The sequence below is a fragment of the Gordonia sp. WA4-43 genome, from assembly GCF_020520305.1.
In the GTDB taxonomy this organism is placed as follows: Bacteria; Actinomycetota; Actinomycetes; order Mycobacteriales; family Mycobacteriaceae; genus Gordonia; species Gordonia hongkongensis.
On sequence record NZ_CP084736.1, the window covers coordinates 1777900 to 1792918 of the forward strand.

General features: G+C 62.3%; 6 protein-coding genes, 1 tRNA gene and 3 rRNA genes. 4 read left to right on the forward strand and 6 right to left on the reverse strand.

Annotated features, from left to right (window positions below):
• Positions 1 to 26 precede the first annotated feature (26 nt).
• Positions 27 to 1199, forward strand: a complete 1173-nt coding sequence (locus LEL84_RS08160) for a sensor histidine kinase (protein WP_226513762.1) — start codon at positions 27 to 29, stop codon at positions 1197 to 1199.
• A complete protein-coding gene (locus tag LEL84_RS08165; protein WP_226513763.1) occupies positions 1196 to 1882 on the forward strand; it encodes a response regulator in 687 nt (228 codons plus the stop codon). The genes LEL84_RS08160 and LEL84_RS08165 overlap by 4 nt, the downstream gene beginning before the upstream one ends.
• Before the next feature lie 11 nt (positions 1883 to 1893).
• Here the strand turns inward: LEL84_RS08165 and LEL84_RS08170 are convergent, their stop codons facing one another.
• Positions 1894 to 3153, reverse strand: a complete 1260-nt coding sequence (locus LEL84_RS08170) for a helix-turn-helix domain-containing protein (RefSeq protein ID WP_226513764.1) — start codon at positions 3151 to 3153, stop codon at positions 1894 to 1896.
• Between the two features lie 155 nt (positions 3154 to 3308).
• Here LEL84_RS08170 and LEL84_RS08175 point away from each other — a divergent pair, with 155 nt between their 5' ends.
• Positions 3309 to 5174, forward strand: coding sequence for a flavin-containing monooxygenase (locus LEL84_RS08175; protein ID WP_226513765.1), 1866 nt, complete (start codon positions 3309 to 3311; stop codon positions 5172 to 5174).
• 56 nt (positions 5175 to 5230) lie between these two features.
• Here LEL84_RS08175 and rrf read toward each other — a convergent pair.
• From rrf to LEL84_RS08195, 4 genes are all read right to left on the reverse strand, one after another.
• Positions 5231 to 5347: ribosomal RNA gene (gene rrf, locus LEL84_RS08180) — 5S ribosomal RNA — on the reverse strand.
• Positions 5348 to 5460: 113 nt separating this feature from the next.
• Positions 5461 to 8594: ribosomal RNA gene (locus LEL84_RS08185) — 23S ribosomal RNA — on the reverse strand.
• Positions 8595 to 9049: 455 nt separating this feature from the next.
• Positions 9050 to 10572, reverse strand: a 16S ribosomal RNA gene (locus LEL84_RS08190).
• The 16S, 23S and 5S rRNA genes sit together here, the layout of an rRNA operon.
• Positions 10573 to 11362: 790 nt before the next feature.
• A tRNA-Met gene (locus LEL84_RS08195) sits at positions 11363 to 11439 on the reverse strand.
• Positions 11440 to 11657: 218 nt separating this feature from the next.
• Here LEL84_RS08195 and LEL84_RS08200 point away from each other — a divergent pair.
• Positions 11658 to 11942, forward strand: a complete 285-nt coding sequence (locus LEL84_RS08200; RefSeq protein WP_058251883.1) for a hypothetical protein — start codon at positions 11658 to 11660, stop codon at positions 11940 to 11942.
• A 43-nt stretch (positions 11943 to 11985) separates the two neighbouring features.
• Here the strand turns inward: LEL84_RS08200 and LEL84_RS08205 are convergent, their stop codons facing one another.
• Entirely contained in the window at positions 11986 to 14943 is a 2958-nt protein-coding gene (locus LEL84_RS08205) for a UPF0182 family protein (RefSeq protein WP_247449840.1), read from the reverse strand.
• Positions 14944 to 15019: the final 76 nt, after the last annotated feature.

Consider the following 15019-nt stretch of genomic DNA (forward strand, 5'->3'; position numbering starts at 1 on the left):
CAGTTCTGCGGAACTATCCTGGAACGGTGACGGGCTTCACAGTGGAGATGGGCGCGGGGCTGCGCCGGCGGATCGAACGGGCGGGCGGCGACTACCCACCGCTGTACCCCGCGGTGATCCTGTCGTCGAGCGTCGTGGTCACGCTGGTGTCGACGGCACAACGTTTCCCGTTCGATCAGATCGGGTGGGTGATCGCGGCTCTCGTCCTCGCCGTGCTCTCGCTGGTGCTCGACCTGACCCTGCCGCCGACCTCGTACCCGTGCTCTGCGGTGATCATCAGTACGGTCTGCTTCCTCATGGTCCCGACGCCCACCGACGCCGCCCCACTCCAACTCGTCCTGGTGGCGGCGATCGCCGCCGCGATGTATCCCCTTCTCGGCGGACTGATCGTGACGGCGGCCTGCTTCGCCGTCATCGTGTGGTTCGGCGCCGTCGGCGGTCTCGAGTCACCGGCCATCTACGCGCTCGGCGTCGCGTGCGGTTGGCTGATCGGCTACATGATGCTGATCCAGAAGCGTCTGGCCGACAATCGGGCCCGGGTGCTCGCCGAGCGTGCCGACCGCGCCGCGAGCGACGAACGACAGCGGATCGCCCGCGAGATCCACGATGTCATAGCGCATTCCCTGTCGATCACCATGCTCAACGTCACCGGCGCCCGTCGCGTGCTCGAACAGGATCGTGACATCGAGGAGGCACTGGAGGCACTCTCCGACGCCGAACGCCAAGGCCGACAGGCGATGACCGAGATCCGCACCATCGTCCACGTACTGGGGACGACCGAGCCGACGGGAACGACGGCCCCGTCACCGGGCGCCGGAGACCTCGTCCGGCTCGTCGAGGACTACCGCAAGGCCGGCGTCGACATCGACTTCAGCCTCGTCGGCGACCTCACCGAGCTGCCACGTCCGGTCGGTGCGGCGCTGTATCGGATCACCCAGGAGTCCCTGGCCAACGTCGTCGAACACTCGGTGGCCAAGCAGGCCTCGGTCTCGGTGTCGGTGGCCAATGCGGTGGCTCTCACGGTCGAGAACCCGGCGACCGAGGATCGGCCACGAGAATGCGACGGCACCGGTATCGAGGGAATGACCCAGCGCGCGGCACTGCTCGGCGGCACTCTCCAGACAGCACATCGGGCAGGCACCTGGTCGGTACACGCGAGCCTGCCGTCGCGACCGATCACCGCCGGGGTGCCCGTATGACGACGACCGCACCCACCGATCCCGCGGCCGACCAGATCCGGGTTCTTCTCGTCGATGACCAGGAGCTCATCCGTACGGGCCTGCGTCGCATCCTGCGCCTGCGCGACGGCTTCGACATCGTGGGTGAGTGCGCGGACGGTTCCGGGGTCCCCGCGGGGATCGCCGAACACCGGCCCGACATCGTGCTGATGGATCTGCGGATGCGTGACGTCGACGGCATCACCGCCACCACGATGGTCCGCACCCTGCGGGAGCCGCCGCCGGTACTGATCCTCACCACCTTCGACGACGACGCCCTGTTGTCCCGTGCGCTGCGCGCCGGAGCGGCCGGGTTCATACTCAAGGACTCGCCGGCCGAGGCGCTGATCTGGGCGGTCCGCGCGGTGGTTCGCGACGGCGCGTTCCTCGACCCGGCGGTGACCGAACGCGTTCTCCACGGGTTCCGACGGTCGGGGCGTGAGCAGGTGAGCGCCGTGCCCGGGCTCACCGACCGCGAGACCGATGTCCTCCGCCTGATCGCGCGGGGCCGCACCAACGCGGAAATCGTTGCGGCCCTCGGTATCTCGCAGGTGACCGTGAAGAGCCACATCAACCACATCTTCACGAAGCTCGACCTCCGCGACCGGGCGGCGGCGATCGTATACGCCTTCGACCGTGGGCTCGTGGTCGCCGAGTACGACTGAGCCCGTGTAGATCAGTCGTGCACGGTGGTGATCTCGGGGGCGAGCACCTCGACGTCGACCCCGTCGACGAACCGGTACGGGCCCGCCACGAGCAGACCACCGAAGTGCTTGCGCAGCCGGGACATCTCGGCCCGCACTGTGACCGTCCGGTCGTCGACGCCGAACAGGTGCATCGACATCTGGGCCGCGGTGACGCCGCCGGGCCGTCGCGCCAGGAGGGTGAGGATCTCGCCGTGCCGGGGCGAACAGCGATGGGTCCAGGCACCGCTCGCGCCTTCGACAGTGACCTCGACATTTCGGAGACCCGACGCGTCCGGCGGTACCCGCACGATCACCCGTGTGGTGGATGCGTCCGAGGTCTCCGCGACGCGCACCAACCATCCGCCGGGCAACGCCTCGACGTCGCACTCCCCCAGCGCATTCACGAAGATCCGGCCGGGGCCGAGCCGCGGCGGCAGGATCAGTCGCGATCGCGGAGACACGGTGTCCACGGCGGCGACCCACCCGTCGGTGTCGACCGCCAACGCTGGGCCGGGCATGCGGGCGAGGATCGGCGCGGCCACCGCCCGCAACGAATCGAGTCGTCGGTGGTGGCTCTCGCGTAGTTGTGATTCGGCCAGCCGGGCGACCGCATGCACCAGCGCCAAGGTGGTCGGATGGATGGTGGCGGCCGGACCACTCACATCGACCACCCCCAACATCTCACCGGTCCGCGGGTCCTTGATCGGTGCACCGGTACAGGTCCACGAATGATGACTGCGCACGAAGTGCTCGGCCGAGAACACCTGCACCGAACGACCGGACATCAGTGCCGTACCGATCGCGTTGGTCCCCACCGAGCCCTCGGCCCAGTCGGCACCCTCGACGAATCCGAGAGTGTCCGCGCGCGTGAGCACCTTCGACGACCCGCTCCGCCACAGCACGTGCCCGTCGGCATCCGAGACGACCAGGATGTTGTCACCGTCGGCGATCAGCGAGTCGAGGCCACGTGCCAACTCGTCCACGACCTCCGCCAGGCCGGAGCGTCGGCGGCGTTCTTCGAGCTCCTCGAGCTGAAGCGTCCGTTCCCCGGCGCAGTCCACGTCCGGGTCGAGACCGGCACGTCGGAGTCGCTGCCACGAGTCGTCGATGACGCTGCGCGGACGCGCCGGCATGCGCGCGCCCGACATCGCCGCGTCGTGAACCGCGCTGAGAACGGACGCGAACTCGCGCGGATCGTCGCCGGCGTGCACCGCGGGCTCCAGCTCGGAGGCCGACTCGTAAGCGTTCATCTCTTCGATTGTGCGTCACGTCACAGACGACGACAACGTACCCCGCCCCTCGCAACCCCCTGCAACCCTTGCCGCCACCCGGCGCCGGGGCGTCTGCTGTCCACAACCCGCTGTGTTCCACATCACGTTCGCGGGGCACATCTCGAGGAGGCATCATGACTCAGACATTGGAACCGCTGGTCCATCTCGACCGCACCCCGCAGGAGCGGATGGACGCCTGGCTGCGTGAGTTCGAATCCGCACTCGCCGCAGACGACATCGCCCGCGCGACGAACGCGTTTCTGACCGACAGCTACTGGCGCGACCTGACAGCATTCACCTGGAACATCAAGACGGTGGAGGGCCACGAGCAGATCGCCAACATGCTGACCGCGCGTCTCGCGGACACCCGCCCGTCGAACTTCACCACCACTGAACCGGCCACCGACGACGGGGACGGTGTCGTCTCGGCGTTCATCGCGTTCGAGACCGCCGTCGGACGGTGTGAGGGACACCTGCGCATCCGTCGCGACGACGCCGGCACCGACGGTGGCGGGCGCGACGCCGGGGAGGACAAGGCCTGGACGCTGCTGACGACGATGCAGGAACTCAAGGGACACGAGGAGTCGGCCGGCCCGAATCGACCGCTCGGGGCGGTGCACGGTTCCGACCCCGACACCCGTTCCTGGGCGGAGAAGAAGGCCGACGAGGAACTGTCGCTCGGACGGTCGGCGCAACCGTACGTGCTCGTGATCGGCGGCGGGCAGGGCGGTATCGCGCTCGGCGCACGACTCCGCCAGCTCGGCGTGCCGTCGGTCGTCGTCGATCGCCATGACCGTCCCGGGGACCAGTGGCGCAAACGCTACAAGTCGCTGTGCCTGCACGACCCGGTTTGGTACGACCATCTCCCGTACCTGCCGTTCCCCGACAACTGGCCGGTCTTCGCACCCAAGGACAAGATCGGCGACTGGCTCGAGTTCTACACCAAGGTCATGGAGGTTCCGTACTGGAGTAAGACGACGTGTCTGTCCGCTGAGTACGACGAGGCCGAGTCACGGTGGACGGTTGAGGTCGACCGGGACGGTGAGCGCCTCACGCTCCATCCGACGCAGCTGGTCCTCGCGACCGGGATGTCCGGCAAACCTGCCGTCCCTTCGGTCCCCGGGCAGGATGTGTTCGCCGGCGAGCAACACCACTCGAGCGCACATCCCGGACCGGACGGCTACCTCGGCAAGAAGGTCGTCGTCATCGGCTCCAACAACTCCGCGCACGACATCTGCAAGGCGCTGGTGGACAACGGCGTCGACGCCACGATGGTGCAGCGCTCCTCGACCCACATCGTGAAATCCGACTCGCTGCGGTCCATCGCCCTCGGTTCCCTGTACAGCGAGGAGGCGGTCGCCTCCGGGATGACGACCAAGAAGGCCGATCTCACCTTCGCCTCGTTGCCCTACCGGATCATGCACCAGTTCCAGATACCCGTGTATGACCAGATCCGCCAACAGGACAAGGAATTCTACGAACGACTCGAGGCGGCCGGCTTCGAGCACGACTTCGGCGACGACGACTCCGGACTCTTCATGAAGTACCTACGCCGCGGGTCCGGCTACTACATCGACGTGGGCGCGAGCGAACTCATCGCCGACGGAACGATCAAGCTGGTCCACGGTCAACTGGACCACCTCACCGAGAATTCGGTGGTGCTCGCCGACGGGACCGAGATCGACGCCGACGTGGTCGTCTACGCCACGGGGTACGGATCGATGAACGGCTGGGCCGCCGACCTCATGGGACAGGAGGTCGCCGACCGTGTCGGAAAAGTGTGGGGACTCGGTTCCGAGACGACCAAGGACCCGGGCCCCTGGGAGGGCGAACAGCGGAACATGTGGAAGCCCACCCAGCAACCGGGCCTGTGGTTCCACGGCGGAAATCTGCACCAGTCGCGCCACTATTCGCTGTATCTCGCCCTACAGCTGAAGGCGCGATATGAAGGAATCCCCACGCCCGTATACGGCTTGGCGGACGTCCACCACCTGAGCTGATCACCAATGAGAAAGGCCCCGCAACCACGAGGGTTGCGGGGCCTTTCTGAAATTGTGTTCGGCGGTGTCCTACTCTCCCACACTGATTAGGGTGCAGTACCATTGGCGCTGGAGGGCTTAGCTTCCGGGTTCGGAATGGGGCCGGGCGTTTCCCCTCCGCTATAGCCGCCGTAACTTTGTGAAACAACTGTCACACAACAGTGTTTATTTATCGTTGTGTGTTGTTTCAGAAGTACATAGTGGATGCGAACACACCAAAACCGTGTGTGGTGATGTTGTGGGTGTTGTTGGTAAGTCCTCGGCCGATTAGTACCAGTCACCTGAACACATTGCTGTGCGTACAGTTCTGGCCTATCAACCCCATGGTCTGTGGGGGGCCTTAACCCCGCGAAGGGGGTGAGAAACCTCATCTTGGAACAGGCTTCCCGCTTAGATGCTTTCAGCGGTTATCCCTTCCGAACGTAGCTAACCAGCAGTGCCCCTGGCGGGACAACTGGCACACCAGAGGTTCGTCCGTCCCGGTCCTCTCGTACTAGGGACAGGTTTCCTCAAGTTTCTTACGCGCGCGGCGGATAGAGACCGAACTGTCTCACGACGTTCTAAACCCAGCTCGCGTGCCGCTTTAATGGGCGAACAGCCCAACCCTTGGGACCTACTCCAGCCCCAGGATGCGACGAGCCGACATCGAGGTGCCAAACCATCCCGTCGATATGGACTCTTGGGGAAGATCAGCCTGTTATCCCCGGGGTACCTTTTATCCGTTGAGCGACACCGCTTCCACTTGCCGGTGCCGGATCACTAGTCCCGACTTTCGTCCCTGCTCGACATGTACGTCTCACAGTCAAGCTCCCTTGTGCACTTACACTCAACACCTGATTGCCAACCAGGCTGAGGGAACCTTTGGGCGCCTCCGTTACCTTTTAGGAGGCAACCGCCCCAGTTAAACTACCCACCAGGCACTGTCCCTGAACCCGATCAGGGTCCGAGGTTAGAAGTCCAATACGATCAGAGTGGTATTTCAACAACGACTCCATGAACACTGGCGTGCCCACTTCACAGTCTCCCACCTATCCTACACAAACCGAACCGAACACCAATACCAAGCTATAGTGAAGGTCCCGGGGTCTTTTCGTCCTGCCGCGCGTAACGAGCATCTTTACTCGTACTGCAATTTCGCCGAGTCTGTGGTTGAGACAGCAGAGAAGTCGTTACGCCATTCGTGCAGGTCGGAACTTACCCGACAAGGAATTTCGCTACCTTAGGATGGTTATAGTTACCACCGCCGTTTACTGGGGCTTAAATTCTCAGCTTCACCACCGAAGTGATTAACCGGTCCTCTTAACCTTCCAGCACCGGGCAGGCGTCAGTCCGTATACATCGTCTTACGACTTCGCACGGACCTGTGTTTTTAGTAAACAGTCGCTTCTCTCTGGTCTCTGCGACCCACACCAGCTCAGACCGAAAAGATCGTCACCAGGATGGGTCCCCCTTCTCCCGAAGTTACGGGGGCATTTTGCCGAGTTCCTTAACCACAGTTCTCTCGATCGCCTTAGTATTCTCTACCTGACCACCTGTGTTGGTTTGGGGTACGGGCCGTGTACCAACTCACTAGAGGCTTTTCTCGGCAGCATAGGATCATGGAATTCGCCACAACGGCTACGCATCACCTCTCAGGCTATGTGAGTGACGGATTTGCCTATCACTCGCCCTACAGGCTTACACCAGTACAACCACTGACTGGCCCCACTACCTTCCTGCGTCACCCCATCGCTTGCCTACTACCAGCCAAGGTCCCATGCATCACCCCACTCGGCACCCGAAGGTACTCCCGGGGGATCAGGATGGTTAGTACAACTGATTCAGCATGGGCGCGGATACACGGGTACGGGAATATCAACCCGTTGTCCATCGACTACGCCTGTCGGCCTCGCCTTAGGTCCCGACTCACCCTGGGCGGATTAGCCTGGCCCAGGAACCCTTGGTCATTCGGCGGCAGAGTTTCTCACTCTGCTTTCGCTACTCATGCCTGCATTCTCACTCCCACACCCTCCACACCTGGATCACTCCGGCGCTTCCACGGATGCAGGACGCTCCCCTACCCACCCACACACCTGGTCGACCCTCCGTAAAAGATCGACGGGCTAACGTGTGAGTGCCGCGGCTTCGGCGGTGTACTTGAGCCCCGCTACATTGTCGGCGCAGGATCACTTGACCAGTGAGCTATTACGCACTCTTTCAAGGGTGGCTGCTTCTAAGCCAACCTCCTGGTTGTCTTCGCGACCCCACATCCTTTTCCACTTAGTACACGCTTAGGGGCCTTAGCCGGCGATCTGGGCTGTTTCCCTCTCGACTACGAACCTTATCGCCCGCAGTCTCACTGCCACACTCTCACTTACCGGCATTCGGAGTTTGGCTGACGTCAGTAACCCTGTGGGGCCCATCGGCCATCCAGTAGCTCTACCTCCAGTAAGAAACATGTGACGCTGCACCTAAATGCATTTCGGGGAGAACCAGCTATCACGGAGTTTGATTGGCCTTTCACCCCTACCCACAACTCATCCCCTCCATTTTCAACTGAAGTGGGTTCGGGCCTCCACGACGTCTTACCGACGCTTCACCCTGGCCATGGGTAGATCACTCCGCTTCGGGTCTAGACCCGGCGACTCAAACGCCCTATTCAGACTCGCTTTCGCTACGGCTACCCCACACGGGTTAACCTCGCCACCGAGCACTAACTCGCAGGCTCATTCTTCAAAAGGCACGCCATCACCCGCAGCCACAAGGACTCACAGGCTTTGACGGATTGTAAGCGTCCGGTTTCAGGTACTATTTCACTCCCCTCCCGGGGTACTTTTCACCTTTCCCTCACGGTACTAGTCCGCTATCGGTCACCAGGAAGTATTCAGGCTTACCGGGTGGTCCCGGCAGATTCACAGCAGATTCCACGAGCCCGCTGCTACTTGGGGACACCGTCACGCAAGACCATGTGTTTTCAGCTACCGGACTCTCACCGACTACGGCAGACCATTCCAGGCCACTTCACCTAACACACAGCTTTTTGACTCACGCTTCCACAGGCAGATGGAAGAAGACGAACCCCACAACCCCACACACACAACCCCTACCCGGTATCACATGCGCATGGTTTAGCCTCCTCCGCTTTCGCTCGCCACTACTCACGGAATCACAATTGTTTTCTCTTCCTATGGGTACTGAGATGTTTCACTTCCCCACGTTCCCCCCACACAGCCTATACATTCAGCTGGTGGTAACACGACATCACTCGTGCTGGGTTTCCCCATTCGGACACCCTCGGATCACAGCTCGTTTGACAACTCCCCGAGGACTATCGCGGCCTACCACGTCCTTCATCGGCTCCTGGTACCAAGGCATCCACCGAACGCCCTTACACACTTACAACAACACCTACAAACAACCCCCCACCCACAACCAGCACAAGGCCAGCCATGAACGAGGATCGAATGTAGACACCACAAAACACTACAATTTCTGCTAAATCACAGACCAGCACTCCAACAACAGTCGAAGCATTGGTTTGAAATAAAGATGCTCGCATCCACTATGCACTTCTCAAACAACACACACCCACCACCGTGCACGCGCTCCCGCGACCATCACAGTCACGATCACCACCCGCACCCCAGTCATGAGCTAGGTCAGAGACAACACGCGTGTGTTCTCTCAGAACCCCGATAGCGTGACAATGAACCCGCCAGCCCTCACGGACCCGCGGTGACCCCCGACCCTTCTACCGGTGTAGAAGGTGGTGGGCCTGTCTGATGTTTCACCCTCGAACACACACCCACCGCACAGACATACGCCGGCAGAAATGGGTGATGTTGTGTGCTCCTTAGAAAGGAGGTGATCCAGCCGCACCTTCCGGTACGGCTACCTTGTTACGACTTCGTCCCAATCGCCGATCCCACCTTCGACAGCTCCCTCCCACAAGGGGTTAGGCCACCGGCTTCGGGTGTTACCGACTTTCATGACGTGACGGGCGGTGTGTACAAGGCCCGGGAACGTATTCACCGCAGCGTTGCTGATCTGCGATTACTAGCGACTCCGACTTCATGGGGTCGAGTTGCAGACCCCAATCCGAACTGAGACTGGCTTTAAGGGATTCGCTCCACCTCACGGTATCGCAGCCCTCTGTACCAGCCATTGTAGCATGTGTGAAGCCCTGGACATAAGGGGCATGATGACTTGACGTCATCCCCACCTTCCTCCGAGTTGACCCCGGCAGTCTCCTGCAAGTCCCCGGCATAACCCGCTGGCAATACAGGACAAGGGTTGCGCTCGTTGCGGGACTTAACCCAACATCTCACGACACGAGCTGACGACAGCCATGCACCACCTGTACACCAACCACAAGGGAACGACTATCTCTAGCCGCGTCTGGTGTATGTCAAACCCAGGTAAGGTTCTTCGCGTTGCATCGAATTAATCCACATGCTCCGCCGCTTGTGCGGGCCCCCGTCAATTCCTTTGAGTTTTAGCCTTGCGGCCGTACTCCCCAGGCGGGGTACTTAATGCGTTAGCTACGGCACGGATCCCGTGAAAAGGAACCCACACCTAGTACCCACCGTTTACGGCGTGGACTACCAGGGTATCTAATCCTGTTCGCTACCCACGCTTTCGCTCCTCAGCGTCAGTTACTACCCAGAGACCCGCCTTCGCCACCGGTGTTCCTCCTGATATCTGCGCATTTCACCGCTACACCAGGAATTCCAGTCTCCCCTGTAGTACTCAAGTCTGCCCGTATCGCCTGCACGCCTGCAATTGAGTTGCAGAATTTCACAGACGACGCGACAAACCGCCTACGAGCTCTTTACGCCCAGTAATTCCGGACAACGCTCGCACCCTACGTATTACCGCGGCTGCTGGCACGTAGTTGGCCGGTGCTTCTTCTCCAGGTACCGTCACTCACGCTTCGTCCCTGGTGAAAGAGGTTTACAACCCGAAGGCCGTCATCCCTCACGCGGCGTCGCTGCATCAGGCTTGCGCCCATTGTGCAATATTCCCCACTGCTGCCTCCCGTAGGAGTCTGGGCCGTGTCTCAGTCCCAGTGTGGCCGATCACCCTCTCAGGTCGGCTACCCGTCGTCGCCTTGGTAGGCCATTACCCCACCAACAAGCTGATAGGCCGCGGGCCCATCCCACACCGCAAAAGCTTTCCACCAACCACCATGCGACAGTTGGTCATATCCGGTATTAGACCCAGTTTCCCAGGCTTATCCCAGAGTGCAGGGCAGATCACCCACGTGTTACTCACCCGTTCGCCACTCGAGTACCCAGCAAGCTGGGCCTTTCCGTTCGACTTGCATGTGTTAAGCACGCCGCCAGCGTTCGTCCTGAGCCAGGATCAAACTCTCCATGAAAAAACAGTGAAACAAAACCAACCCCAAAAAAGGCCGGCGTTTCAACACAATCAGGAAAGCACAACCTGACCAAAATAAACCTAGCAAAATGTGACACCCAGGACGGGGCCCGAACGCCACACAAAAAAACAAACATCTACATCCACAAAAGATGCACGATGCCAATTGGCATCAGACAATTCATCATCACACTATCGAGTTCTCAAAGAACACACACCCACCAGCTACCCACCCCAAATCAGGGCTCTCACCAGCAGACTTCGCATTCAACCTTGCCAGCCACCCCGTCTCCGGGGCAACTCTTCCAGCCTACCAGACCCCACCCGCAGCCCGCAACCCCGAAGAATTCCGAACCCAGGAGAATCCAGCAACCCCAAACACGCTACCCGAGCCACAACGACTCAAGCCGAAACATTCAGGGGCGGCCAGCCAAGAAACCCGGTCTCCACTCCCCACCTCAGACCCTCTCAGGCCCTTCCGGGGCGGCGCCGTGGCTCGCTGACTCGACATAAGTTACGCACCGCCGTACCCGTCGTCAAATCGCCTGGTCAGAGTGGGTGCGACGCTCGATGCGACGACCTGGGAGTGCAGATTTCGCAGACTGTTCGGTCGGCAAGCCGGCCGCGACGGTGCCACGGGGACCGACCAGAGTGGATGATCCGCCCGCCGATGCGGCCGCAGCCGGGCCTGCCCGGTTGGGTTCCCGAAGCGTCGGGCTTGTCCCGCCTTCGACAGGACTACACATAGCAAGAACCCCCGCCCGGGTGTCCCGGGCGGGGGTTCTTGGTGTTGGTAGCGGGGACAGGATTTGAACCTGCGACCTCTGGGTTATGAGCCCAGCGAGCTACCGAGCTGCTCCACCCCGCGTTGGTGAACACAACGTTACACACCGGTTTGTCAGCGATGCAAATCGATACTCCAACCCCATCCGACCTGGGAAAACGTCAGTGACGGCGGTCACTCGCACCTCGATAACCCCAGGTGACGTGACGCCCCGAACGGCCCGCCCGTCGCCGCTGTGCAATGTGATGCCAGTCACATCAGGCGTACACTCGGCTCACGAGACGCCCCGCCGAGGAGGAACCATGAACACCCACCGCTTCCACCACGAAAGCCACGGGAACCATCCGATGAGTTTCGTCGGGTTCGTCTTGGCACTGACCGGATTCGCCATGGCCGCGCTCTGGCTGGTCCACATGGCGGTCGGGAATGTCGGCCCCGCGATCATCTGCGGCCTGCTGATGGTCGCGGCTTTCACCACGGCGGTGTCGATCTTCTTCTCGCTGGGCCACCGGCACCACCACAGCCCGGTGCTCCCCGACAACACCCCCAACGAAACCGAGCGCTACCTGCGGAAATACCGCGGATAGCGGTATGACTCGCAGATAGCGCCCGGCCTGGGTCGTCGTTCGACTAGTTGGGAGCCGCCAGCGACTCGTAGCGGGCAACCGCCTGACTCAGCTGGTCGAGTGCCTCGCCGTACGCTGCGAAGTCGCCACTCTGCTGAGCCTGGCGTAGCGCCGTGATCGCGTCACTGATGGCGTTTGCCGCGTCGTCCCGCTCGGGCGAATCACCCTGCTGCGGAGGTTGATTCGGCGTCGGCGTGGCCGGTGCCGGCGTTCCGGCCTGGTCCGGCGCGGGCGGTGCCTGCTGATCTCCGGGGACCACTCCGGCAGCGGGCGTGATGCCGACCTGCCGCAGAGCCTCGCGGGTCGTGGGTGCATAACCGATCCCGGATACCCGGTCTGCCGATTCGAACCTCGTGATCACACGGAACAGACGGGGGAAGGCCTCTTCGCCCTGGGCCTGTGCGTACAACGGGACGACGTACAGGATGCCGTTGTCGCCCACCGGAAGCGTGAGGAGATTACCGAAGGTTACCGTCGCCGTGTTCTCGAGCGACTTCAGTGATTCCGCCACCGTTCGGTCGGTGCGCATCGGGTTGAACGCCTGCTGCGGACCGGACCGTTGGGAGTTGCTGGGCAACTGCTTGACCGTCATCTGACCGTAGTTCTCGGGATTCGACGACACGGTCACATAGGCGCCCAGGATCGGTCGGTTGAGTCGCGTCAGCACCGAGGTCAGCTGGAACGTCGGCTCACCGCTCTCCGGATCCGAGGCCACGAAGTAGTACGGGGGCTGGTCCAGTCCGCGCTGCTCGGCGTCCGGGTCCGTCGGATCGGAGGGCACCGACCAGAAATCGCTCGCCTGGAAGAACGTCTGGGGCGAATCGACGTGGTAGCGGGTCAGCAGCGACCGCTGGATCTTGAAGATGTCCTCGGGGTAGCGGACGTGATCCCGCAGGGAGGTCTGCGCGTCGAAGTCGGCGCGGGACTTGACCGTGTCGGGAAAGACCTCCATCCACGTCTTCAGCACCGGGTCATCGGTGTCGAACTGATACAGCTCGACCTCGCCGGTGTAGGCATCGACGGTCGCCTTCACCGAGTTGCGCACGTAGGACACGGTCTTGTTGATCTGCGTCCGACCGGTCTGCCCCGGGTTGAGGTCTTGGGCGTCGGCGGTCGCGCTCTGCAACGACGTGGGCTGCGAGTACGGGTAGTCGTCGAGGGTGGTGTAACCGTCGACGATCCACTTGATCGAGCCGTCCTCCATCACCGCGGGGTACGTCTTCGAATCGACCGTCAGCCACGGTGCGACCTGTTCGACGCGGTCCCGTGGGTCGCGGTTGTAGATGATCTTCGACGCCGAGTTGATCTCGCCCGAGAGCAGGAAGTTCCGCTCGGCGTACTTGCCGGCATAGAGGGCGCGGGCGAACCAATTGCCGAGCGAGACTCCCGCCGGCCCCTGGTAGGTGTACTTGTCGTCCCCGATGTCGTGCTCACGAGCCTGCCCGTCGTCGGAACCGACGATCGCGTAATCCGGGTCGATCTTCGCGAGCAGCTCGCCGAAGTAGATCCGCGGCTGTGACACCTTGATCGGGGCGTCCCGCTTGTACTCCTCGGTCTGGTAGTTCGAGGTGTCGCTGACGTAGTAGAACGGATCGCCGCCACCGTCGACGTTGTTGACGTCCGTCGACTCCTTCACCCGGTTGGCCGGCGCGGCGACGAACCCGTCGCCGTGGGTGTACACCAGGTGCTTGTTCAGCCAGTTCTGCTGGTTTTCGAGATAGCGACTCGGATCGAGCTCGCGCACCGACACCACGAAGTCACGGAGCTCGCCGTCGATGCGATAGCGGTCAACCGCCAGCTGCGTCGGGAATCCGTAGAAGTTCTGCCGCTGCTGCTGCTGGATGAACGTCGGGGACACCACATTCGGGTCCAGGATCCGCACGTTCGACAGCGTCGGTTCATCGCTGTTCACCAGCGCCGGGTTTGCCGGTCCGGCGGTCCAGCCCGGCTGGGTGATGACCTTGTCCGGCCCGATCCCGTACGCCTCGCGGGTCGAGGTGATCGCGCGTTCTATGTACTCGGCTTCCTTCTGCGCGGCATTCGGCTTGACCGAGAACTGCTCCATCGTCAACGGCCAGCCGACCCCGATGAGCAACGCGGAGAACAACATCAAGACGGTGGCCAGTGCCGGCACCCGCAGGTCGCGGAGCACGATCCCGGCGAAGAACGCCACCGCACAGATGATCGCGATCGCCATCAGGATGAGCTTCGACGGCAGCACCGCGTTGATGTCGGTGTAACTCGCCCCCGGGAAGATCTCGGCCTTCCGCTGACTGGACAGCAGGGTGTACCGGTCGAGCCAGTAGGCGGCCGCTTTCAGCAGTAGGAAGGTGCCCGCCAGCACCGCGAGCTGAATGCGTGCCGCGGTCGTGACCGAACCACCGCCTTGCCCCAGACGGATACCGCCGAACAGGTAGTGCGTGACCAGGTTCGCCAGGAACGCCACCACGACCACGACGAACAGCAGGTTGAGCACGAAGCGGAAGAACGGCAGGTCGAAGGCGTAGAACCCGATGTCGAGGTTGAACTGCGGGTCTGTCCGACCGAACGACTGGCCGTGCAGGAACATCTGGACGGTCGCCCAGGACCCCTGCGCGACCAGACCGGCCAGGGCGCCGATGATCACCGCCGGAACGATGGCGAACCAGCGGACCTTGCCCATGATGGCCGTGCGGTACCGGGCGAGCGGATCGTTCGGGCCCGCGGTCGGTACGAACACCGGGCGACTGCGGTACGCCAGGGAGACCGCCCCGAAGATGATGAGTCCGACGACGATCGTCGTGATCAGGAAGAGGATCACGCGCGTCCAGATCACCTTGGTGAAGACGCTCGAATACCCGACGTCGGAGAACCAGAGCCAGTCGGTCGCGAGACCGATCAGGCGTGGCCCGACGAGCAACAGCACCAGGACGGCCACGCCGAGCCCGATGATGATCTTGCTCCTGCGTGACAGTGTCGGCATTCCCGCCGGCCCTCGGACGCCCACCAGACCCACTCTCCAAAGCTCTCAATCCGGACACCACCCGCGCACACGTGCC